Raw genomic sequence first — 23,562 nt, forward strand, 5'->3', positions numbered from 1 at the left:
TATGAGATGGAGGTCTTTTTGCGAATTAATAGATGAGATATTTCTTCCGTTTCTTTTCGAACGATTTGAGGTCGTGATGATAGCGCTTCATGATGTGTTTGACGGAAGCACCTTGATTGATTTCTTCTTTGATCCAACCATTTCCGATGAGTTTATCAAAGCTGCCTGTTTGAAGGAATTCAAAGTCTTTTGGATATAAATCATGTATGGCTTTGATGATGGATAAACCTGTTTTTACCGCTTCGAATGAAGAGCGGTCTGTGACGTATAGCTGTACACCATGTGATAGCTTCCCTGCATGTTTAGAAAAAGTGGGGGTGAATGATACAGGTCTAAATTTTACACCCTTTAGTTTTAATTGATTTAAATGATCTGCTAGTTCATTGCTATTGATATACGGAGCGCCAATGAGCTCGAACGGTTTTGTTGTTCCTCTTCCTTCAGAGACATTTGTGCCTTCAATTAATCCTGTGGCGGGATATACAAAGGTACTATCCACTGTTGGCATGTTAGGTGAAGGAAGGACGAACGGCAGCTTCGTGTCATCAAACGTCATGGAACGCTTCCAATGTTTCATTTTGATGACTGTGACATCAGCATTGATATGAAACTCTTTGTTAAAGAATGTTGCTAGTTCACCAGTGGTCATTCCATGTCTTAATGGTATTGGATAGAGTCCTACAAATGAAGCGTGCTCAGGTTCTAAGACAGGGCCTTCTACTTTTAGTCCGCCAATGGGGTTTGGACGGTCTAGGACAACAAAGGGAATGTTGTTTTCTTTCGCGGCCTCCATCGCATAGGCCATCGTGTAAATATAGGTGTAATAACGAGCACCCACGTCTTGAATATCAAAGAGCAAAACATCTACATTTTTGAGCATGTCAGGCGTGGGTTTTCTTGTTTTTCCATAGAGAGAGTAAACAGGAAGACCTGTTTTTTCATCGGTATAGGATTCGACGCCTTCTCCTGCTTGTGCATCGCCGCGCACACCATGTTCAGGTCCATATAGAGCAGTAAGCTTAATATTTGGATGCTCAAATAGAAGATCGACACTGCTTTTCATATTTGCATCAATACCAGTTGGGTTCGTAATGAGGCCGACCCTTTTCCCTTTTAACCATGAAAGATTGCCTGAGAGTAGTGTTTCGATCCCAGTTTTGACTGTTGCTTTTTTTCCTTTTGTATCTGTTCGTTCTTGGCTTGCGGGGGAGGCGGCGGTCAATGTGCTCATAATGAGAATGCTTGCGAGTATGAAGCTTGCTGTTTTTTTCAAGAGAATCCCTCCTATTTGATCTGTTTCCCTTTCAAGTTGAGTCCATAGCCGAATGGATACAGGGTTTGATTTGGATGAGTGACAGATGGGATATCTACAGGCAGTTTGCCTTTAGGTGATGCAGTGCCAAATATGACTTCTAACCCAGCAGGAATATTTGGCTGGTTGAATTGTCCGTTTGAGTAGCCCTTAAAACCGTAAACAGCTAGTAAGGCATCCGCCTCCTCAAAATTTGCAGCATCGTAAGGGTTTCTTAGGCTCATGATGACCATTTTTTTCTTTTGTGCTGCAGCTTCTTTCATGACAGCACGCGGGAAAGCAGTAGCCCATTTTTTCGGGTCCTGTACATTGTCATCAATCACACCATCATTCACAGCTGGGTCATTTTGGACAACGTATGAGCCGGTAATCACATAGTCAGCATCTTGTATGAGTCTGGCTGTTTCTTTGTTGAAGGTCTTATCCGCAAAAGCATATGATTGGATACGTACAGGTTTGATCTTTTTTTGTTTGATCAGAGAGTCAATTGTGACAGACATGGCTTTTGTTTGATCTTCGTAAGGTGCCATGACCAAGATTTTATCATTCTTTTTAGGCTTGAAGGGTAGGGTCTTATCGTTGTTTTTAAGCAGGGTGATCCCTTCACGCGCCATTTTTTGTTCTGCTTTCCGGTGCGATTTGTTCCCAACGACTTGAGTGGCTTTTTTGATTTTTTTCTCAAGGGTGATAGGTTTTTTGGAAGAAATGATGCCTCGTTTGATCTTCAATTGAAGAATTTTTTCAACAGATTCGTTGATTTGAGACATCGGAATTTCTTTCTTTACAATTGCCTGTTTTACAGCATTGAACACATTCTCAAGGTTTTTCTCAGTTTTAAGAGAGGTGACTGGTGCTGGCATGAGGGCGATGTCGACGCCAGCCTTAATGGCCATTACTACGGCTTCTTCCTGTCCGAAGTTATCTGCAATCGCTTTCATATTTAGAGCGTCTGTCACCACAACGCCTTGAAAGCCCATCTCTTCTTTTAATAAGTGTGTGATGACTTTTTTCGATAAGGTTGCTGGAACCATGATGTCCTCGCCATCTTTTTTGCTTTTATACGTTGTATCATCAATGGCGGGAAATTGAACATGAGCGGTCATGACCATATCCGCACCAGCGTTGATGGCTTGTTGAAATGGGTAGAGTTCAACTTTTTTTAAACGATCTAGATCATGTTCTACGAGCGGCAAGCCGTAGTGACTATCGACGGCTGTATCACCATGTCCCGGGAAATGCTTGAGTGTCGAAATCGTCTTCTCCTTTTGAAGTCCCTTCATGGTTTGAAGGCCAAGCCTTGTGACAAGGGCAGGGTCAGAGCTAAAGGAACGGACACCAATGACGGGGTTGTTTGGGTTATTATTCACATCTAGCACAGGAGAGAAGTTTGTATTGATCCCTAGTGCGTTTAATTCCTTACCGATGATTTTCCCTGTGTCGTATGCATTTTTCGTGCTTCTAGAGGCACCAATCGACATATTTCCTGGGAAATGTGTTCCCTTTTGTAATCTTGTGACGATTCCACCTTCTTGATCAATTGAAATGAGTAATGGAATCTTTGGTGATGCTTTTTGAAATTCATGGGTGAGTTTGACGGTTTGTTTCGTATCAACGACATTCTCCGCAAATAAGATGACACCGCCTAGATGATATTTTTCTACAAGATGGGATACTTCTTTATTCATCTTTGTTAAGCCTGTAGGTGCGGATTCATCTTTTGTTTGCCAATTACGAAAGTCTGGCATAAGCATTTGACCTATCTTTTCATCCAAAGACATGTTTTGTACCATTTGTTTTGCGGTTGAAAGAGGGGCAGAACTAACCTTTTCCGTTGGAATGGAAGAGGTTAGCAGAGCTAAAACCAAAGCAGCGGGGAAAAGTGCTTTTAACATCGAATTCCTCCTTTTACTTAAAAGATTCGTAGATGGCGGTCATGATGCTTCCATAAGTGCCAGTTGGGAAAAGGTCACCTTCAAATTGATTTGGGTTGGTTTCAGGTGAAACGACAGGCGAATGTTTCTTATTTGTCAGCAAGACGATACCTAGATTATGTTTTGGATCAATCAATGTCATCGTTCCGGTCCAGCCAGTATGTCCATAGGCTTCGTTACTTGCATATTTTCCAAACATCCATTCCATGTCAGTATGACCGTTTTTTCGCCAGCCTAGCCCGTATGTTGGGTTTGTATCAGAAGAGGCTGTAAAGAGATCGATAGAAGCTTGATCAAAGATGGTTGTTTTTCCATAGCCTCCTTTGTTCAGCATGAGCTGGAGCAGCACGGCCATGTCTGATATGTTAGAGAAAAGTCCAGCATGACCAGAGATACCTGCCATTGAGTAGAATGCTTTTTCATCATGGACTTCGCCTAGCAGGGTGTATCTGCGAATGTTTTCAAAATCAATGACACCATCTCGCGAATTACCTAAACGTTCGGTTGCTGCAAAATGCTTCGGTTTAAATCCTTTTTGCAGTGGATTGAACATTGTGTGCTTGAGACCTAGCGGCCGATAGATCGTCGACTCTACATATTGATCAAGAGGCATGCCTGTTTTTTTCTCAATGATCATGCCTAACAGCATGTAATCAATGTCACTATAAATGTGCTGGGTGCCTGGTTTGTATTGCAGAGGCACCTTCGGCAGCCATTTCATCGTTGTCTTTCTATCTTGAGAGAAAAAGGTGCCGGCTGCTTCTTTGCTATAAAATAAAACACTGGAAGGGAGTCCGGCAGAATGGGTCAGAAGATCTTTTACACGGAGCTGATCTTTGCCGGTTACCTTTGCATCTGGTTCATCTTTAAAATCTGGCAGGATGGCTTGTATTTTTTCATTCACATTCAGTTTTTTCTCGTAGACAAGCTTTTGCAGGGCATAGTTGGTCGCATACATTTTGGTATTGGATGCTAAGTCGAACAGAGTATTCTTTTTCATTTTCTTATATGATTTGAGTTCCGTTGTGCCTTCGTATTTTTGCCTGTAGCCATAGGCTTTTTGATGGACGATTTTTCCGTCTTTGATAATGATGAGTGCGGCTCCTGGAAATCCTGCTTTGATATCGTTTTGAATCATGTGATCAACCTTCCTAAGCTGCCTAGAAGAAAAACCAACTTGTTCCGGTCGTTTTGCCTTTTTTAAGACGGGGTATTCTTCAGGTGCTGTTTTAGACAAAGACGATACAGGATGGGAGCTAGTTGCAAATGTTTGTGCTGGTAATCCAAGGAGCATGAGCAGACTTGTTATTAAGAGAAAGTATTTCTTCAAGAGTTAGACCTCCTATTGCTTATTTTTCCTCAAATTCAACAGCCATATCATCATGAAAACCAAATAAGTATGTGAAAATAAATCCAGCGACATATGCAATAAAGAGTCCGATTAAGTAAAGAAGCATTTGATGTGCGTGAACAATAAAGGTTAATGGGAGACCTGATACACCAATCGCCTTCGTTGCAATTTGGAAGTAGGCTTGAAATGCTCCGCCGATTCCAGCGCCAAGACAAGCGGTGAGAAATGGTCGTCCTAGTGGGAGTGTGACACCGAAAATGAGTGGTTCACCAATGCCGAGCATCCCTGAAGGAAGTCCACCGGCGATAGCTCTTTTGAGTTTTTTCTTTTTTGTTTTCATATAAATGGCGAATGCGGCACCTACCTGTCCTGCACCGCCCATAGCGAGAATCGGCAAAAGCGGGTCATCTCCTATGGAATTGATGAGTTCCATATGAATCGGTGTCAGTCCTTGGTGAAGTCCTGTTACAACAAGTGGAAGGAAGGTCGCACCAAGAACAAATCCAGCGAAGATTCCGCCCATATTTAATAGATAAGTTAATCCTGAGGTAATGGCATCCGATATAAATCCGCCGACTGGCATGAAGACAACGTACGTAAAAATGCCTGTAATAAGTAGTGTGATGGTTGGTGTGACGATGATATCAAGTGATTGCGGGACGAAACGTCTGATTCTTGTTTCCACAAGTGCCATAAAGATGGCGGCTAGAAGAACACCGATAAGTCCGCCTCTGCCTGGTAGAATATTTGTGCCAAATAGCATAATGTCTGCGGAGGCTGGGTTAATAATGAGGATTCCAGCTAATGCGCCTAATGCAGGAGAGCCCCCAAACTCCTTTGCGGCATTTGTTCCGACTAATATACCGAGATATGCGAACAAGCCTGAACCAATAACGGTTAAAATGATCGCCGCTTGAGATTTTTCATCAAGCCAGCCCGCTTGCACGATTGCTTTTGTAATCCCTGTAATAAGACCTGATGCAACGAGTGCTGGAATGATAGGAATGAAAATGCTGGCAATTCGTCGCAAGAACAGCTTGAACGGTGTGCGGTTCTTTTGTGAAATGGCTTGCTTGTTTTTTTGTGCTTCGTTGTTTAAATCATAGGAGCCAGAGGCATTTAGCAGTTGTTCAAATGCACTTGATACTTGGTTGACGACACCAGTACCTAAGATAATTTGCAGCGTTTCTGCCTCGACGACTCCAATGACGCCATCGAGTTCTTTGATTGCATTGATCTGAACTTGTTCATTGTCAATCGGTGTAATTCGGAGACGCGTCATACAATGTGTATGGGAAGAAATGTTTTCAGAACCACCACAGAGAGAAAGAATGTCTTTCGCCAACTGCTGATATTTCGTTTGATGACTCATGTTGAATCCCCCTTTGTTTTTCGTTTCATGGAGCGGATGGCATGTCTTGTTTTGTCAATATATTGCGCTGTCTCTTCATATTGACGGGAAGCTAAGCTGAGGAACAAGACATCAATTAAGTAGAGCTGTGCCATTCTAGAGGAAGTGGCTGCACTGCGAAAAGGTGCTTCATTGGAACCGGACGTCGATAGGTGAACGTCACATAAGGCAGAAACGCTTGTTTGACCTGGATGCGTCAAGGCAATGGTTTTGACTTGATTGTCTTTTGCGAGCTGAAGGGCTTGAATGATGTCTAACGTTTCTCCTGAAAAGGATATACCGAACACGATGTCATTCTTTCCTGCATTTGCGATAACCGTTGATGCGATGTGCATGTCAGTGAAGGCAGTCGCTGCATAATTGATTCTGAGAAATTTCTGCTGGGCATCCGCTGCGACGATGCCAGATGCACCGACGCCGATAAAATGGATTTGGTTTGCATGCAGCAGTAATTGAACAGCCTTTTCTAACGCATCTGCATTTAAAATAGAAGCAGTATCCTTAATCGATTGAATCGAGTTTCCTGCTGTTTTTTGAATAATGGACTGAATTGGTTCATCTTGTTCGATATCACGGTAGCCTTGTTTATCGTTATGCATCAAGTCTCCAGCGATTCGCATTTTTAAATCGTGATAGCCATCTAGACCGAGAGATTTACAAAGGCGGATGACTGCAGAGCTGCTTGCACCGGCTGCCTGACTGATCTCATGTACTGTGCTTTTAATGACTTTGTCAGGATGGGCAAGGATATAGTCTGCAATGATTTTTTCAGATTGGGGGAGCTTTGCTTTCATTGTGTGTAGTAGGGTGAGTCCACCTGCTGACATGAGCTCTGCCTCCTTTAGGATTGATGGTGTGAGATGGCTTTGTCGATATGACCATTCGTTTTGTTGAGCAAATCCTTGGCTGTTTTCTTATCTGTGTTTGTTTGGAGCATGACGATGGCAGTTTTGACTTCTAAGTCTGCCGCTTCAAGCGTTTTCACGGCTTGTTCGTAGGGAGCGTTTGTCACATGTTGAATGATGGTGATGGCGCGTTCTTTTAATTTATGATTGCTGACTTTTACATCAACCATCAGGTTTTCATATACTTTTCCTTGTCTGATCATGACAGAGGTGGAAAGCATATTTAAAATCATTTTATGAGCGGATGCGGCTTTCATTCGTGTTGACCCGGTGATGGCTTCAGGTCCTACAATGACTTCAATGGCGCAGTCTGCCAGTTCGCTAATTTTTGCTTGTTCATTACAGCTGAGGGCTACTGTTTTTGCGCCGATGGATTTAGCGTAGTTTAAAGCGCCGATGATGTAGGGTGTCCTACCGCTGGCGGCGATACCGACGACTGTATCTTTTGATGTCAGGTGAATGTGTACTAAATCCTGTTTGCCGGCTTCTTCACTGTCTTCCACATCTTCGGCAGCATGTGAAAAAGCAGTGTCTCCGCCTGCCATGATGCCGACAATCACATCAGGTGAGACGCTATAGGTAGGGGGACATTCGACAGCATCCATCACGCCAAGTCTGCCGCTTGTCCCGGCTCCTAAATAAACGAGTCTACCTCCATTTGAGATGGATTCATAGGCGAAGTCACTTGCTGTTTTGACATGTGGTAGGACACGGCTCACTGCTTGAGCGACCTTCATATCTTCTTCATTAATCATCTGGAGCATTTCAAGCGGATCTGCTTGTGATATTCCCATTGTGTTAGGATTTCTTGATTCTGTTGTCAAAGAACGCAATTGAGATGGCTGCATGCGACATTCCTCCTTATTTCTTCATTTTCAGTATATTCAGTATGATATGAAATTTCAACATTATATTTAAATACTGAAATTATATTTCAGTGAAAAAGTGGTGCTAATTGAAGGTAAATAGTTAGAAAATAAAAAAAATAAAAATCCCCTTTACAAAAGGGGGACAACCTGTATATAATAACTTTTGTCAGCTTCACGGAAACAGTCAAACTTGACAAATTGGCCCGTTGGTCAAGCGGTTAAGACACCGCCCTTTCACGGCGGTAACACGGGTTCGAATCCCGTACGGGTCACCATTGATGTGGAGGATTAGCTCAGCTGGGAGAGCATCTGCCTTACAAGCAGAGGGTCGGCGGTTCGAGCCCGTCATCCTCCACCATATGCCGGTGTAGCTCAACTGGTAGAGCAACTGACTTGTAATCAGTAGGTTGGGGGTTCAAGTCCTCTTGCCGGCACTGTTTTTTCTTTATCAATTCCATATGTGGAGGGGTAGCGAAGTGGCTAAACGCGGCGGACTGTAAATCCGCTCCCTCCGGGTTCGGCGGTTCGAATCCGCCCCCCTCCACCATTTTTGGGCTATAGCCAAGCGGTAAGGCAACGGACTTTGACTCCGTCATGCGTTGGTTCGAATCCAGCTAGCCCAGTTAAGACACCTTTTTCAAAAAGGTGTCTTTTTTTTATGTTGGCAGGCGGAATGTATAACTATTCAAAATATTGTTGAGTTGAGTCAGAAGGCATCGAGAAAGTAAAATATAAGCATGAACGGAAAGGGGATGTACATATGGGAGATCAAAAGAAGGTCACGCTTGTCGGGGTTCCGATGGATTTGGGTCAAATGAGAAGGGGCGTCGATATGGGACCGAGTGCGATTCGGTGTGCAGGCGTAAAAGAAAAATTGGAATCGCTTTCATTTGATGTGGAGGATCTCGGGGATATTCCGGTTGAACAAAGAGATGATGAAAAAGGTTTATATACAAGTGAAAAGCTAAAAAATTTAACGGAGAATGCTGGTGCGAATCAGCTGCTGGCTGAGAAGGTTGACAGTATTGTTCAATCAGGCTCATTCCCGCTCATTTTAGGCGGTGATCACAGCATTGCCATCGGCACACTTGCTGGTGTATCCAAGCATTATGAAAACTTAGGTGTCATTTGGTATGATGCACACGGTGATTTAAATACAGAGGAAACTTCTCCTTCTGGAAATATACATGGTATGCCGCTTGCAGTCAGTCTTGGCCTTGGGCATGCTGATTTGACGAACATTGGCGGTTATTCTCCAAAATTGAAGCCTGAGAATGTTGTTTTAATTGGTGCTCGATCCTTAGATGAAGGAGAGCGGGCATTGATTAGAGAGAAAGGCATTAAAGTGTATACGATGCATGAAATAGATCGTTTAGGGATGACAAGGGTGATGGAGGAAGCGATTGCATATTTAAAGGAAAGAACAGATGGTGTCCACCTGTCGCTTGATTTAGATGGATTAGATCCAGCCGAGTGTCCTGGTGTAGGAACTCCTGTGGCAGGCGGTATTAGCTACCGGGAGAGTCATCTTGCTATGGAGCTTTTAGAAGAAGCCGGTATTTTGACTTCAGCTGAATTTGTTGAGGTGAATCCGGTTTTGGATGAAAAAAATAAAACAGCCGAAGCAGCTGTTGCATTAATTGGATCGTTAATGGGCGAAAAGCTATTGTAGAGCGGGACTTGTTCCCGTTCTTTTTTGTTTTGGATAAATTTAAGGATATATTAAGGTTTTTACTGGTAGATATGCGTAACACGCTGTCAAAAATTTGTTACACTATTTTTTAGAGGAGAATGAAACCTTTTGGAAAGAGGTTCGTATACATAAAGACCGGTGAAGGCAGAGGTTGAATATACTATGGACACAATGATTAAAAAGAGAATTAAGCAATTGAAAAAAGGCGACCAGAACGCATTTGCAGACATCGTAGACCTGTATAAAGACAAAATTTATCAGCTGTGCTACCGTATGCTTGGGAATGCACACGAAGCAGAGGATATTGCACAGGAGGCGTTTATTCGTGCCTATGTGAATATTGAAAGCTTTGATGTGAATCGTAAGTTTTCTACGTGGCTGTACCGCATTGCAACCAACCTGACCATCGATCGTATTCGCAAAAAAAAGCCGGATTATTATTTAGATGCAGAGGTGGCAGGAACAGAAGGATTGAATATGTATTCTCAAATTGCTGCTGATGGCATTTTGCCAGAGGAAGAGGTGGTGTCTCTTGAATTATCGAGTACCATTCAGCAAAAAATTCTAAGATTACCCGATAAATATCGTTCGGTCATCGTATTAAAGTATATTGATGAACTCTCGTTAAAAGAAATTAGTGAGATTCTAAATATACCTGTTGGTACGGTGAAAACGAGAATACACAGGGGTAGAGAGGCTCTCCGGAAACAGTTGAGAGACCTTTGAGTGAGGTGATTTTGATGAGCTGTCAGGAAAAAATCGTCCTGCTTATGCATCAGTATTTAGACGGGGACATTGAGCCCCAAGACGAAAAAGAATTAAAAAGCCATCTGCAATCGTGTGAGGAGTGCCGTACTCATTTTCAACAAATTGAGAAATCCATCGCGCTTGTGCAGAGTACATCTCATATAGAAGCACCGACTGATTTCACTGCAAAGGTGATGGCAGGTCTTCCAAAGGAAAAAAAGCGTGTGTCGGTTCAAAGATGGATCAAAGCTCATCCGCTGATGGTGGCCGCTGCCCTCTTTCTCATTTTGATGGGAGGCAGTCTGTTTACAAGCTGGAATACCGATCATAATTTCAGTGTGTCGAAGCAGCCGAATCTCGTCGTTGTAAATGATACAGTGACCGTACCTAAAGGGGAAACCGTAAAAGGTGATGTCACTGTCAAAAATGGCAAGCTGATTGTAGAAGGCAAGGTTGATGGAAATGTCACCGTCGTCAATGGGGAACAGCTGACTGCTTCTGCCGGACAAGTCACTGGTCAAATTAATGAAATTAATGAAGTGTTTGATTGGATTTGGTACAAAATGAAATCTACAGCACAAAATGTGATGCGGGTCATTGGACCAGAGGAGCAAAAGTAATTATACGGGTCGAGAGCAGTCTCTTTAGGGGCTGCTCTTTTTCTATATTATAGGACAGAATGTATGCGAGCTAGCAGGCCAGCCATATATGGCAACTGTTTTCCTTGCTGAAACAAAATGTGATATAATAGCCACGCTATGTATTTACACATAGGCTCTTTTTTTATCAAAAATGCATCAAACGAAGAATAACTGAAAATTCTGGAGGACGAGGAAATGGCTTTAGGGGATATTCCTATTTTGCAGTACCTCGGTAATGCTGTTGATATTCTCGTTGTTTGGTATGTGATATATAAATTAATGATGGTCATCCGCGGAACAAAAGCGGTTCAGCTTTTAAAGGGAATTGTGGTCATTGTTCTCGTCAGGATGGGAAGTGCGTATCTCGGTCTTAACACACTTCAATGGCTGATGGATCAAGCGATTACGTGGGGATTCCTTGCGATCATTATTATTTTTCAGCCAGAGCTAAGGAGAGCGCTTGAGCAGCTTGGGCGCGGCCGTTTCTTCTCAAGAAGCGGGACACCTGTAGAGGAACAGCAGCAGAAAACGATCGAGGCAATTACAAAAGCAATTAACTATATGGCAAAACGCAGAATCGGCGCGCTGCTGACAATTGAGCGTGATACTGGGATGAATGATTACATAGAGACTGGAATTCCTTTGAATGCAAAGGTGAGTTCAGAGCTGCTCATTAATATTTTCATTCCAAATACACCACTTCATGACGGTGCTGTCATTATGAAGCGTGATGAGATTGCAGCTGCCGCTTGTTATTTACCGCTGTCAGAAAGTCCTTTTATCTCTAAGGAACTAGGGACGCGTCACCGGGCGGCAGTCGGAATTAGCGAAGTGACAGACAGCTTGACCGTCATCGTTTCTGAGGAGACAGGCGGCATTTCTGTCGCGAGAAATGGTGATCTCCACCGAGAATTGACAGAAGAAGCGCTTGAAGAAATGCTGATTGCTGAATTTAGTAAGAACAGCAAAGATGCTTCCTCGACCAAATGGTATTGGAGGGGCAAGAAAAATGGATAAGATTTTGAATAATCGCTGGGCCGTAAAGCTTTTTGCATTGGTCTTCGCTTTATTGCTGTATGGTGCAGTCAATTCAGCGCAAGCGCCCACGCCGAAAAAAATCGGTGAATCCTTTTTCCCAACATCGACGACAGATGAAGCGACCTTAACCGATATTCCTGTTAAAGCGTATTATGATGACGAGAAGTATGTCGTCACTGGTGTGCCGCAAACAGTCAATGTGACGATTAAAGGGTCAACGAGTGCTGTGAAAACAGCAAGACAAACAAAGAACTTCGAAATATATGCAGATATGCAGAATTTATCCACAGGTACTCATAAAGTGGAGCTGAAGGCAAGAGATGTATCAAAAGGACTCACGCTATCGATCAATCCATCTGTGACGACGGTGACGATACAAGAAAAAACAACAGCAGAATTTCCTGTTGAAACCGAATTTTATAATCAAAATAAAATCAAAGACGGCTATTCACCTGAACAGCCTATTGTGAATCCGAAAAAAGTCACAGTCACAGGTTCAAAAGACGTGATCGACAAAATTTCTGTCATTAAAGCATTTGTGAACCTAGAGGATGTCGATCAGCAAATTGAAAAGGAAGCGAAGCTCACTGTGTATGATAGCAGCGGGAATGAGCTGCCAGTCGAATTGAGTCCGTCTGTTGTGAATATTACAGTTCCCATCTCAAGTCCAAGCAAAAAGGTTCCGTTTAAAATAGAGCGGACTGGCAGTTTGCCGGATGGGATCAGTATCTCAAGTATTGAGACAAGCCCGAGTGAGGTCACAGTGTACGGCTCTCAAAAAGTGCTGGATTCGCTTGATTTTATTGATGGCGTCAAGCTGGACCTAAGCAAAATCAAAGATGATACGGAGATTGATGCCGACATTCCCCTGCCAGATGGTGTGAAAAAGGTATCGCCCGAAACGGTGAAGATCAAAGTGAAGGTTGCTACAGCTCAAGAAAAAAAGATCGATAATGTACCAATCTCTGTCGTAGGTCTAAGCAAAGATCTCACCTCTGATTTTGTGAGCCCATCTTCTGGACGGCTTACGTTAACAGCAAAGGGATCAAAGAGTGCGATTGATAAACTAAAGGCTTCAGATGTTGAAGCCTATATCAATGTCGGGGACTTGAACGAAGGAACACATGAGGTCACAATTCAAGTGAACGGTCCTCAAAATGTGACGTGGACATTATCGAGATCAAAGGTCAAAGTGAAATTGACTTCTACTGAAACAGAAGATCAGCCAGCGTCTACAAATGATCAGAAGAAGCCATCTTCTGATGACGATGATCAGGAAGAGAAGAGCAAAGAAGAATCCACGCAAGATAAAGCAAAGAAAGAATCAAGTCAAAGACAGCGGATCAAAGAAGATAAAAAAGAGGACGAAGCGGCCTCTTGAATGGTAAAAAAGGAGCGATTGAAACATGGGCAAGTACTTTGGAACTGATGGTGTAAGGGGTGTGGCGAATAGCGAATTAACGCCAGAGCTCGCATTTAAAATTGGGAGATTTGGCGGCTATGTGCTCACGAAGGATAAAGAACGTCCAAAGGTACTCGTTGGGCGAGACACACGTGTATCCGGTCATATGTTAGAAGGAGCGCTCGTTGCAGGCTTACTTTCAATTGGGGCTGAAGTAATGCGTCTGGGTGTGATCTCAACACCTGGAGTGTCTTATTTAACGAAAGCAATGGACGCAGAAGCGGGTGTCATGATCTCTGCTTCTCACAATCCAGTTCAAGATAACGGAATTAAATTCTTCGGCGGTGACGGCTTTAAGCTGTCTGATGAACAGGAGAATGAAATTGAGCAGCTGATGGATCAGCCGGTCGATCAATTGCCACGCCCAGTTGGAGCGGATCTTGGAACAGTAAATGACTACTTTGAAGGCGGTCAGAAATACTTGCAATTCTTGAAGCAGACAGCAGACGAGGATTTCACAGGTATTCACGTGGCGCTTGACTGTGCACACGGTGCAACCTCTTCTCTAGCGACACATTTATTTGCGGATTTAGATGCGGATGTGTCCACAATGGGAACATCACCAAACGGATTGAATATCAATGATGGTGTAGGCTCAACTCATCCAGAGGCGCTTTCTGCTTTTATGAAGGAGAAGGATGCAGATATTGGTCTTGCGTTTGATGGTGACGGTGACCGTCTGATTGCTGTCGATGAAAAAGGTGATATTGTAGACGGCGATCAAATTATGTACATATGTGCACGTTATTTGAAGGGCGAAGGTCGATTAAAGGATGACACGGTCGTCTCTACGGTCATGAGTAACCTAGGTTTCTATAAAGCGCTCGAGAAACAAGGCATTAAGAGCATCCAAACCGCTGTTGGTGACCGCTATGTGGTTGAAGCGATGAAAAAGGATGGGTATAATGTCGGCGGTGAGCAATCAGGCCACTTGATTTTCCTTGATTACAATACGACAGGTGATGGCATGCTTTCTGCAATCATGCTTGTCAACACACTCAAAGCAACAGGAAAAACATTGTCAGAGCTTGCGGCTGAAATGGAGAAATTCCCGCAGCTTCTAGTGAATGTGAAAGTGTCTGATAAATATAAAGTAGAAGAAAATGAAAAGGTAAAAGCAGTGATTCAAGAGGTTGAAAAAGAGATGAACGGTGACGGCCGTATTCTTGTTCGTCCATCTGGAACAGAGCCGCTTGTACGTGTCATGGCAGAGGCGAAAACAAAAGAGCTATGTGATGATTATGTGACTCGAATTACGGCTGTTGTGAAGGAAGAAATGGGTATTGAGTAATAGATATCAAAGCAAATCGCTAGCAGCGGTTTGCTTTTTTTCGAATAAACGTCATAAATGGATGGTTTTGTACGAATCTTATAGGCGAGGGCAATTTACTGTGTCTTCATACATAGGAGAGCACATCAAAGGTAGAACGTGACAAGCCTCATCGCATATAGTGTAAGGAGGTCTCACTTTCTTGAAAGGGATCACCGGCTAAATTGTGATTGACGGAGGTCAGACCTTATAGTACAATCATCCTTGTGTTACTGGATTTTTTATTCTATCAGGAAAGGCAGGGTAGATGTTCAGAAACTCTCTTATAATTATAGCGCCCGAACTAAGCGATCGGACGAAAGATGCTTAGTTGACGAGGATGGAGGTTATCGAATTTTCGGCGGATGCCTCCCGGCTGATCAAAAAAGAGATCACAGCCGTAAGTGTTTCTTTAAAGCAAAGAGGTGACTCTTTGTACAAAGGGAATACACATGATCTCCCAAATTAAACATGTAGAGAGGGACGAAGAAATGTCCCTTCTATTTTAGTAGGCTTTCTTTGTCCCTTTTACATGAACGGGAGGAAGAATATTTATGTGTGGAATCGTAGGTTATATTGGTCAGAATGATGCGAAGGAAATCTTATTAAAGGGTTTAGAAAAGCTTGAGTACCGCGGGTATGACTCAGCAGGTATCGCTGTGGCAAACGAAGAAGGCGTGCACGTGTTCAAAGAAAAAGGACGTATCGCTGAGCTTCGTGAAGTTGTTGATGCAAACGTAGCATCTTCAGCTGGAATCGGACATACACGCTGGGCAACACACGGTGTACCAAGCCATCTAAACGCGCATCCGCATCAAAGTGCTTCTGGCCGTTTTACGCTTGTTCATAACGGTGTCATCGAGAACTATGTACAATTGACACGTGAATATTTACAAGACGTCACACTAAAAAGCGACACAGATACAGAGGTTGTTGTTCAAGTCATCGAACAATTTGTGAACAGAGGTCTTGATACAGAGGAAGCTTTCCGTCAAACGCTTCTTCAACTAAAAGGCTCTTATGCAATTGCCCTTTTCGATAACGAGAACAAAGAAACAATCTATGTGGCGAAAAACAAAAGCCCATTATTGGTTGGTTTCGGAGAAGATTTCAACGTTGTCGCTTCTGACGCAATGGCGATGCTTCAAGTAACAAACGAATATGCGGAATTAATGGATAAAGAAATGGTCATTGTCACAAAAGACGAGGTGATCATCAAAAACCTTGACGGTGATATCATGACACGTCCTTCTTATATCGCTGAGCTAGATGCAAGCGACATCGAGAAAGGCACATATCCTCACTACATGTTAAAAGAAACGGATGAGCAGCCGCTTGTCATGCGCAAAATCATCCAAGAATATCAAGACGAAAACGGTAAGCTGTCAGTCGCTGGCGATATCGCAAGCGCAGTAGCAGAAGCAGACCGCATTTACATTGTGGCTTGTGGAACGAGCTACCATGCAGGACTTGTCGGTAAACAATACATTGAAGACTGGGCGAAAGTACCTGTAGAAGTCCATGTAGCAAGTGAATTCTCTTACAACATGCCGCTTCTATCGAAAAAACCGTTGTTCATCTTCCTTTCTCAATCTGGGGAGACTGCGGACAGCCGTGCTGTACTTGTTCAAGTCAAAGAGCTTGGTCATAAAGCATTAACGATCACAAACGTACCAGGATCTACGCTTTCTCGTGAAGCGGACTTCACATTGCTTCTTCATGCAGGACCAGAAATCGCAGTGGCTTCAACAAAAGCTTACACAGCGCAAATCGCTGTTCTTGCAATCCTTGCATCCGTTGCAGCTGAATTAAATGGTCAATCTCTTGACTTTGATCTTGTGAAAGAGCTTGGAATTGTAGCAAACGCAATGGAAGCCCTTGTCGATCAAAAGGATGAAATGGAACAAATCGCTCGTGACTTCTTCACAGTGACACGTAACGCATTCTTTATCGGAAGAGGACTTGATTACTATGTGTGCCTTGAAGGTTCACTCAAACTAAAAGAGATCTCTTACATCCAAGCAGAAGGCTTTGCTGGTGGAGAACTCAAACACGGCACGATTGCTTTAATTGAAGAAGGCACACCGGTCATTGCCCTTGCAACGCAAGAACACGTAAACCTCAGCATTCGCGGTAACGTCAAAGAAGTCGTTGCACGCGGCGCAAACCCATGTGTCATCTCACTAAAAGGCCTAGAAGACGAAGGCGACCGTTTCGTCCTTCCAGCTGTACACCCAGCACTTGCACCACTTGCATCTGTTGTTCCATTACAGCTAATCGCTTACTACGCAGCACTTCACCGCGGGTGTGATGTGGATAAACCACGTAACCTTGCGAAGAGTGTGACGGTGGAGTAGGGTTAATTTAAATCGGATTTTTGATACCCCTTTAGATATAATTGTCTAAAGGGGTATTTTTGTTTCTAAAGAACTAATTAAAATGAAAGATAGATTCGATAAGATCGTACATCTTCAAGGGAGCGGAGTCATTATGAGTAAATATTTAAAAAAGGAAAAATGGGGAATTGCTTTTTTCTTCATCGTTTATATCGCATTGTTTATTAGCTCTTATTTGTTGATTGGTGGTCCTGCTACCGTCGAAGGACCGATTTGTGTATTTCTAGGATTCTGTTTCGTTCAATTTCATAAATATAGGTCTTTCAAAAAAGATGCGGGTAATAAAAAGGGAATAGGCATACTAAGAGAGCGGCACGTAGAGAAGGCAATACAGGTTGAATATTTAACAAAGAAAGAGAGAAAAACACATGAACAAACCTAAAATCTATACAATGAGCTTCGCAAAAGTCTATCCTCTCTATATCGCAAAGGTGGAAAGAAAGGGAAAAACGAAGACTGAAGTCGATACGATTATTTGTTGGTTAACAGGGTACAGTCCAGAAGAGTTAAAGGAATAGTTGAACAAACAGATAGACGTTGAAACTTTTTTTCTGAGGCTCCTGAGCTTCATCCTTCCCGCAGCTTAATCAAAGGGGTCATCTGTGGTGTTCGAGTGGAGGATATTGAGGAAGAAACCATGAAAAACATTCGTTATCTAGATAAGCTAATTGATGAATTAGCGAAAGGAAAGAAGATGGAAAAGATTTTGCGAGGTTCATCATAAACATCTATAACACGTAAGCCCCGTGAACTTACTTTCACTGGGCTTTTTTATATTTATAGACCATTCGACCAATAAAAATAAAATCCGTTTGAACGAATTCCCTCTTCATGTCGTCAAAAGAAGTGATATCAAAACAAATTGGCGTTTGAAAAAGGAGTGGCGTGGATGGATATGAAGATGATATTACCTCTTATTTTACTGCAAGCGATTTTGATGGTGATTGGTTTGTTCGATTTGCTGAAAAGAGATCCATCAAGGATCAGAGGAGAAGTGAAGTGGGTTTGGGCTTTGGTGATTGTGTTTGTGGCGAGTGCCGGTCCTATTGCGTATTTCATTTTTGGCCGTAAACAATCTTAAAAGGGGGGGATTCGCTTGAATATGCTGGAGTGTCATGGGCTGACGAAATCGTATGGCCCGAATGAAATTTTAAAAAATGTATCGTTTTCTGTTGGGGAGGTTGGGTGTGTCGGCTTTTTAGGAGCCAATGGTGCGGGGAAGACAACGACGATTCGGATTTTGACGGGGCTTGCTCGTCCTACGTCTGGCGTCGTGAAGGTGGCGGGTATGGATGTGACAAAGGATATGGATGACATTAGTCATGTGATTGGCTATTGTCCGCAGCAGCCTGCATTTTATCAGGATATGACGGGGCAGGAGTGGATGCATTGGGTTGGCGGGTTATTTCAATTAGAGAAAAACATCATTCGATCCAAAACAGAGGAGCTGTTGAAGCTTTGTCGGATATATGAGGCGAAGGATCGTGCCATTGGCAGCTATAGCGGGGGGATGAAGCAAAGGCTTGCCATTGCGCAGGCACTTATCAACAGCCCGAAGGTTCTGATCTTGGATGAGCCTGTGTCTGCACTTGATCCAATGGGAAGGAAAGATGTCCTGACTTTGATTGAGCGTCTAAAGCATGAGATGTTGATCTTTATGTCGACCCATATTTTAGACGACATTGAACGAGTGGCGGATCATATTATCATGATCAACAGTGGAAAAATTGAGATGTCCTCTTCTATGAAACAGATCAAAGAAGACTATATCCAGCCAGTGATTGAATTTCAATTAGAACAACAGAATACGAAACTAGTGGCTTTGTTAAAGGAGCGGGATTGGGTGGAGGAATGCATTGAAACAGGAGACGCTTATCAGGTGCGAGTCAACGATCAACAAATGGCATTGAAGGAGCTGCCTCGTCTCATCACTGAAGCTGGCGGTGTTCTCCTCCATTATCGACTATCTAAGCTGACGCTTGAAGATATTTTCATGAAGGTTGTGACGGCGTGATGATGTTTAAAAAGGAATTTAGGGAGTTATTCACTAGTTATAAAATGTTATTTGTGCCGATTATTTTTACGATTTTAATGATCACACAGCCTATTACGCTTAAAATGCTGCCGGATCTTTTGTCGAAATCAGCGAATCTACCTGAAGGGTCCACATTTTATATACCAGAGCCTAGCGCTGGTGAGGCTTTAGCAAGTGCATTGAGTAAGTTCGATTCGCTTGGCGTTTTTATACTCATTATGATCGTGATGGGGACGATCGCAGGAGAGCGTGCCTCTGGGGTGACGGCGATGATCATGGTGAAACCAATCAGTCGAATGAGTTACTATGTCTCGAAAATATGCGCCTATGCTTGTTTGACCTTGTTTAGTTTGGTGGTGGCGGTGCTTGCCTCCGTTTACTATGTGGACATCCAATTTGGGCATCTGGATTGGGTCAATGTCGTAAAAGGAACACTTCTTTATTATCCAAACTTATTGCTGATTGTGGTATCGACCATTTGTGCTTCGGCATTCTTTACGCGTTCCGTCACAGCTGGCGGTGTATCGCTTTTGATCAACCTTATTTTATTTACCGTTCCTTCATTTTATGAGGAAACATTAGGGAAGTTTGCACCTAAAGGCGTAACAAGTGCGGCTGAGGAGATGATTCATAGAGGGACTTATTCGGATCAGGCGCTTACAAGCTTGCTAGGTGTATCGGTATTGATCAGTTTCTTTTTTCTCATCGGATGGTTTCTTTTTAGAAAACAAGAATTATAGCAGGCGGTTGCGATTGTTTCTTCAGGTTTACTATGAGCATAAAAATCTGAATACCGTTGAATGTTTGATATGATGATAAAAATTGACTGTATTTTCAGAAAAGGAGTTTTTATCAATGAAAACATCACGTAATCCGGAGGCCATTCACCCGCCAGTTGCACCCTACACTCATCAAATAGAAACAACAGGACCACAGCGGTGGTTAACCCTATCAGGTCAAGTGGGGATGGAGGCTGATGGAACCATCCCAGAGAGTCCGTTGGAGCAGCTCGAATTAGCATTAGAAAATGTGAAACGAAACGTAGAAGCGGCAGACATGGCGGTAGAGGACATCACGAAACTAGTATTTTATCTCGTAGGAGAGTTCGATGCGGAGAGCAGAAAACGAATCATGGGGCAGTTTTTAGGTGATCATCTGCCTTGTATGACGATGATTTATGTGGTGGCATTGGCATCCCCAGCATTAAAGGTAGAGGTGGATGCGTGGGCGTGTCAGGAGATGGTTTTTGGTGACGGGGCTTGTTATTAAGTTAAAATAGTACAAAAACTACAAAGTTTGTCTAAAAGATTGGAGTATCGCAGCCAATCTTTTTTTTATTGTTCATCTAAATAATATACTATAAATCCCTTTTAAGTTTATTTTTAGAATTATTTACACAATTCCCCTTACTTCGACATTTTTCATATGGTAATATCAGGGTGCATGGTAGATGGGTCTATTGACACTATGCAACAATTAAGAGGAGGTTTTACTTATGAAACGAAACCAAAAAGAATGGGAATCTGTGAGTAAAAAAGACCTTAAACGTCCAGGTGGTACGTCAATTGTAAAGGCTGCTGGATGTATGGGGTGCTGGGCCTCGAAGAGTATACCGATGACACGTGTTTGTGCACTTCCACATCCTGCAATGCGAGCTCTTTAATGAGTAACATAGGGAGTTATGCATACATTGCTAACTCCTTATTCTATAAAAAGGGGTGTTTTTATGTCGAATAATCAAATTGCAAAATATGAGTTACCTGAATTAGCCATCCACTTACAGCCTCATGGGGCCGTCATGATAGATAGAAAATCAATGTATTATTTTAGATTGAGCGGAAGAGGCGCTCAACTTGCATTTTTATTATCTAAGAATAAAGATTTAAGCAAAACTGCTCGTATTTGGGAGATCGTTAAAAAAGAAGAGTTGACAGCTGATCAGTTGCGTGAAGAGTTGAGTGCCCACCCTTTTACAGAGGCTTGGACACAGGGGTTATTGGATCAGCCCATTCAGTTTTCTGGATCGCTACAGTCTTATTTACCTATTAGCTGTACTTTGCAATTAACCAATGCCTGTAACTTAGGTTGTTCATTCTGTTATGCCAGTTCTGGGAAGCCTTATCCCGATGAGTTAACATGTTCTCAATGGATCGAAGTGATGCAAAAGTTAGCAGCCCAGGGAGTAGCTGATGTTACTTTAACGGGGGGAGAAGCAAAGTTAATCAAAGGTTTTAAAGAGATTGTAATGGCATCCAGTTCATTATTTACGAATGTAAATGTGTTTAGCAATGGACTAAACTGGAGACATGAAGAAGTTGAACTTCTTAGTTATTTGGGCAATGTAACTGTACAAATTAGTATTGACGGTACGAGCGAAACTCACGATTCCTTAAGAGGAAGAAAAGGTGCTTTTCAAGAGAGTATGGAAACCATCAAACATTTAGCAGAGATGAATGTTCCTGTAATTGTTGCAATGACGATCAATGAAATAAACGCTGATCAAGTAACAGAGGTTATTGATCATTGTGCAAGAGCAAATGCCTCCATTTTTCGTGCTGGTAAAACCTTATCTGTTGGGCGCGCTGCAAAGAACTTTAAAGCACTAGAGACGTCATTTGAACAGCGTGTTCAGAGTCAATTACAACAGGCACGTCATAAATGGGAACATCACCTGAATATAATCGATTGGGAACACGAAGAAAGTTCTTTTACAACTGATTTTTGTACACCTGGTTATCTGGCTTGGTATATCAGAGCAGATGGGTATGTGACACCTTGTCAATTAGAGGATGTCTCTTTAGGTCATATTCTAACAGATTCTTTTTTTGATATTGGCTCACCAGCACGGCTAATGAAATTGAAATGTGAAGCGAAAAACTGTAAATGTATTGGGAAAATTGAACTTTCAGAACCAGACCTTCCATTTGAAAATGAGATGAAGGCAGGAGCTGCATATGAATAGTATTACTTTCATTTTATGGACAGCTCTAGGAGTGATAGGACTTGTCCTATTCATGAAGTATAGAGTATCAACTATAGAATCAAATCTTTTAGATAAAAGTGAGGCAAGAAAAGTCAGTATCAATTTTATTAAAGAATTTGTAGGCGTAGATGTAGAAGAATGGGATGTATATTCAGTCTATTGGTATGACCACGATACAGTGAATAAACTACATCACCTAGGTTTACTGAATAAAAATCGACGTGTACTTCACGAAATGGGCTTGGTAGAGTCTTGGCGTGTTCGCTTTGTTCATGAACATCAATCTTTTGTAATAGGAGTGAACGCAAAGCATGAAGTAACATTTTTTTATGCAGATGTTAGGCAAGCATCATTATCTAATAAAGCTAATAAAATATCACCAGAAGGGTTAAAGGATCAACTAACTTGTTCTTCATCAGGACTATGGGCTAAGACACAGTCTACTGGTTCGGGTTCAAAGGAAGAGGATTTTCGTGAAGTCAAAACATATTGGTATATTGCTGAAAAGGAAGATGTTCGACTTAAGATAACAGTTGAAATGCAATCAGGTGTAATTACTTATATTGGTACAGATACAGAGATTCTAACAGATCAGATGAATAAAGTAATACGAGATGAACAAGTTGAATCTACTTTTGGGATATCAGGTATGTTAGCATCAGCTGCTGCGATGGTTGTGGCTATTTTAGTTTTAGTCTTAATGGATGTTCAAACTCAAATCATACTAAGTCTTTTACTAGGTTTAATCATTGTTTTAGTACAATCGCTCACGATTAAAGAAGATATACAGTTAACCATTGTAAATGCTTATGATGCTAGGATGAGTGTTCATATGGTTAAATTACTTGGAATACTCTCCACGATGTTTGCAGGATTATTGACAGGATTTGTAGTATTTATATGTTCATTGGGAGGAGGGGCTCTTGCGAATAAATTAGGTTTAGCATTTTTAGATCGAATTAGTGAGCAGATTTTTATTGGTCTTAGCGGTGGACTTATTAGTCTAGGCATCACTTCATTTATTTTTTATCTATTAGAGAAAATAAATCGATTACGTATATCTCCAGAATTATCAAATAGAAGTATGTTTTTGTCTGGATTTACTTTAAGGCAAGGGCTAAATATGAGTCTGCAAAGTTCTATAGGAGAAGAAGTCATATACCGACTTTTAATGATTTCTTTATTTTTATGGTTAAGTAATAATACTGTGCTGTCAATTTTACTATCATCTTTTTTATGGGCAATCATGCATCAAGTTACAGGGTATGATCCGAGATGGGTCCGCTGGGCGCACCTTTTCACTTTTGGATGTTTCCTTGGTTTTCTTTTTGTGAATTATGGATTTATTAGTGTACTTGCGGCACATTTCATTCACAATTTGGTGCTCGTGTGTATGCCCTTGTGGCAATTTAAATTTCAGAGATATATACATACCAAGAAGCCTCAGCATACATCACTCTAATAGTAAGGGAGAGATTT

21 protein-coding genes, 5 tRNA genes and 1 pseudogene are annotated in these 23,562 nt (G+C 42.2%); 21 read left to right on the forward strand and 6 right to left on the reverse strand.

What is annotated here, in order from left to right; all coding sequences use genetic code 11:
- Positions 1–25 precede the first annotated feature (25 nt).
- From MHH54_RS01015 to murQ, 6 genes are read right to left on the reverse strand one after another with little or no spacing between them, the layout of a single operon-like run.
- A complete protein-coding gene (locus MHH54_RS01015) occupies positions 26–1,273 on the reverse strand; it encodes a DUF1343 domain-containing protein (protein WP_342500575.1) in 1,248 nt (415 codons plus the stop codon).
- An 11-nt stretch (positions 1,274–1,284) separates the two neighbouring features.
- Positions 1,285–3,204 (reverse strand): glycoside hydrolase family 3 protein, encoded by a 1,920-nt coding sequence (locus tag MHH54_RS01020; protein ID WP_342500576.1) that lies wholly within the window; start codon positions 3,202–3,204, stop codon positions 1,285–1,287.
- A 13-nt stretch (positions 3,205–3,217) separates the two neighbouring features.
- On the reverse strand, positions 3,218–4,573 hold the full coding sequence (gene pbp4b, locus MHH54_RS01025) for a penicillin binding protein PBP4B (RefSeq protein WP_284905937.1): 1,356 nt from the start codon (positions 4,571–4,573) through the stop codon (positions 3,218–3,220).
- Positions 4,574–4,592: 19 nt separating this feature from the next.
- Positions 4,593–5,966: a PTS transporter subunit EIIC gene (locus tag MHH54_RS01030; protein ID WP_106066606.1), complete on the reverse strand. Its 1,374-nt coding sequence runs from the start codon at positions 5,964–5,966 to the stop codon at positions 4,593–4,595.
- The gene (locus tag MHH54_RS01035) at positions 5,963–6,832 is read right to left on the reverse strand and encodes a MurR/RpiR family transcriptional regulator (RefSeq protein WP_050943449.1); all 870 of its coding nucleotides are present in this window, start codon (positions 6,830–6,832) and stop codon (positions 5,963–5,965) included. The genes MHH54_RS01030 and MHH54_RS01035 overlap by 4 nt, the downstream gene beginning before the upstream one ends.
- A 14-nt stretch (positions 6,833–6,846) precedes the next feature.
- Positions 6,847–7,758, reverse strand: a complete 912-nt coding sequence (gene murQ, locus MHH54_RS01040) for an N-acetylmuramic acid 6-phosphate etherase (RefSeq protein ID WP_106032872.1) — start codon at positions 7,756–7,758, stop codon at positions 6,847–6,849.
- A gap of 221 nt (positions 7,759–7,979) precedes the next feature.
- On the opposite strand from murQ, the gene MHH54_RS01045 reads away from it, so the two are divergent.
- The 21 genes and pseudogenes from MHH54_RS01045 (at position 7,980) to MHH54_RS01145 (ending at position 23,545) form a co-directional block, all read left to right on the forward strand.
- Positions 7,980–8,054, forward strand: a tRNA-Glu gene (locus MHH54_RS01045).
- 7 nt (positions 8,055–8,061) lie between these two features.
- Positions 8,062–8,137: transfer RNA gene (locus MHH54_RS01050), tRNA-Val, on the forward strand.
- A gap of 3 nt (positions 8,138–8,140) precedes the next feature.
- A tRNA-Thr gene (locus MHH54_RS01055) sits at positions 8,141–8,213 on the forward strand.
- A gap of 28 nt (positions 8,214–8,241) precedes the next feature.
- Positions 8,242–8,326, forward strand: a tRNA-Tyr gene (locus MHH54_RS01060).
- Between the two features lie 4 nt (positions 8,327–8,330).
- Positions 8,331–8,402, forward strand: a tRNA-Gln gene (locus MHH54_RS01065).
- Positions 8,403–8,539: 137 nt separating this feature from the next.
- Complete coding sequence (rocF, locus tag MHH54_RS01070) at positions 8,540–9,451, forward strand: arginase (protein ID WP_065097737.1); 912 nt, start codon at positions 8,540–8,542, stop codon at positions 9,449–9,451.
- Between the two features lie 183 nt (positions 9,452–9,634).
- Entirely contained in the window at positions 9,635–10,198 is a 564-nt protein-coding gene (gene sigW / locus MHH54_RS01075; RefSeq protein WP_003217112.1) for an RNA polymerase sigma factor SigW, read from the forward strand.
- A 14-nt stretch (positions 10,199–10,212) separates the two neighbouring features.
- The gene (gene rsiW, locus MHH54_RS01080; RefSeq protein WP_034664492.1) at positions 10,213–10,839 is read left to right on the forward strand and encodes an anti-sigma-W factor RsiW; all 627 of its coding nucleotides are present in this window, start codon (positions 10,213–10,215) and stop codon (positions 10,837–10,839) included.
- 216 nt (positions 10,840–11,055) lie between these two features.
- Positions 11,056–11,877 carry a diadenylate cyclase CdaA gene (gene cdaA / locus MHH54_RS01085; protein WP_003217057.1) on the forward strand — a complete coding sequence of 274 codons (822 nt, stop codon included), beginning with the start codon at positions 11,056–11,058 and terminating at the stop codon, positions 11,875–11,877.
- Complete coding sequence (locus tag MHH54_RS01090) at positions 11,870–13,279, forward strand: YbbR-like domain-containing protein (RefSeq protein WP_003217031.1); 1,410 nt, start codon at positions 11,870–11,872, stop codon at positions 13,277–13,279. The genes cdaA and MHH54_RS01090 overlap by 8 nt, the downstream gene beginning before the upstream one ends.
- Before the next feature lie 25 nt (positions 13,280–13,304).
- Positions 13,305–14,651: a phosphoglucosamine mutase gene (gene glmM / locus MHH54_RS01095; RefSeq protein ID WP_342500577.1), complete on the forward strand. Its 1,347-nt coding sequence runs from the start codon at positions 13,305–13,307 to the stop codon at positions 14,649–14,651.
- Positions 14,652–15,223: 572 nt separating this feature from the next.
- Positions 15,224–17,026: a glutamine--fructose-6-phosphate transaminase (isomerizing) gene (gene glmS / locus MHH54_RS01100; RefSeq protein ID WP_008360582.1), complete on the forward strand. Its 1,803-nt coding sequence runs from the start codon at positions 15,224–15,226 to the stop codon at positions 17,024–17,026.
- Between the two features lie 133 nt (positions 17,027–17,159).
- The gene (locus MHH54_RS01105) at positions 17,160–17,447 is read left to right on the forward strand and encodes a hypothetical protein (RefSeq protein ID WP_133254339.1); all 288 of its coding nucleotides are present in this window, start codon (positions 17,160–17,162) and stop codon (positions 17,445–17,447) included.
- Positions 17,434–17,789, forward strand: a pseudogene (locus MHH54_RS01110) (DUF2200 domain-containing protein). The gene MHH54_RS01105 and the pseudogene MHH54_RS01110 overlap by 14 nt, the downstream one beginning before the upstream one ends.
- Before the next feature lie 165 nt (positions 17,790–17,954).
- Positions 17,955–18,146, forward strand: a complete 192-nt coding sequence (locus tag MHH54_RS01115) for a PLD nuclease N-terminal domain-containing protein (RefSeq protein ID WP_003217265.1) — start codon at positions 17,955–17,957, stop codon at positions 18,144–18,146.
- Between the two features lie 15 nt (positions 18,147–18,161).
- A complete protein-coding gene (locus MHH54_RS01120) occupies positions 18,162–19,079 on the forward strand; it encodes an ABC transporter ATP-binding protein (RefSeq protein WP_106032874.1) in 918 nt (305 codons plus the stop codon).
- A complete protein-coding gene (locus MHH54_RS01125) occupies positions 19,076–19,840 on the forward strand; it encodes an ABC transporter permease subunit (RefSeq protein ID WP_342500578.1) in 765 nt (254 codons plus the stop codon). Before MHH54_RS01120 ends, MHH54_RS01125 begins: the two co-directional genes overlap by 4 nt.
- Positions 19,841–19,955: 115 nt before the next feature.
- A complete protein-coding gene (locus MHH54_RS01130) occupies positions 19,956–20,369 on the forward strand; it encodes a RidA family protein (protein WP_106032876.1) in 414 nt (137 codons plus the stop codon).
- A 226-nt stretch (positions 20,370–20,595) separates the two neighbouring features.
- On the forward strand, positions 20,596–20,763 hold the full coding sequence (gene skfA, locus MHH54_RS01135) for a sporulation killing factor (protein ID WP_106029705.1): 168 nt from the start codon (positions 20,596–20,598) through the stop codon (positions 20,761–20,763).
- Between the two features lie 63 nt (positions 20,764–20,826).
- A complete protein-coding gene (skfB, locus tag MHH54_RS01140) occupies positions 20,827–22,062 on the forward strand; it encodes a sporulation killing factor system radical SAM maturase (RefSeq protein ID WP_106029704.1) in 1,236 nt (411 codons plus the stop codon).
- The gene (locus MHH54_RS01145) at positions 22,055–23,545 is read left to right on the forward strand and encodes a type II CAAX endopeptidase family protein (protein WP_106029703.1); all 1,491 of its coding nucleotides are present in this window, start codon (positions 22,055–22,057) and stop codon (positions 23,543–23,545) included. The genes skfB and MHH54_RS01145 overlap by 8 nt, the downstream gene beginning before the upstream one ends.
- The last annotated feature ends 17 nt before the right edge of the window (positions 23,546–23,562 follow it).

The sequence above is a fragment of the Bacillus sp. FSL K6-4563 genome, assembly GCF_038630405.1.
Taxonomy (GTDB): domain Bacteria; phylum Bacillota; class Bacilli; order Bacillales; family Bacillaceae; genus Bacillus; species Bacillus pumilus.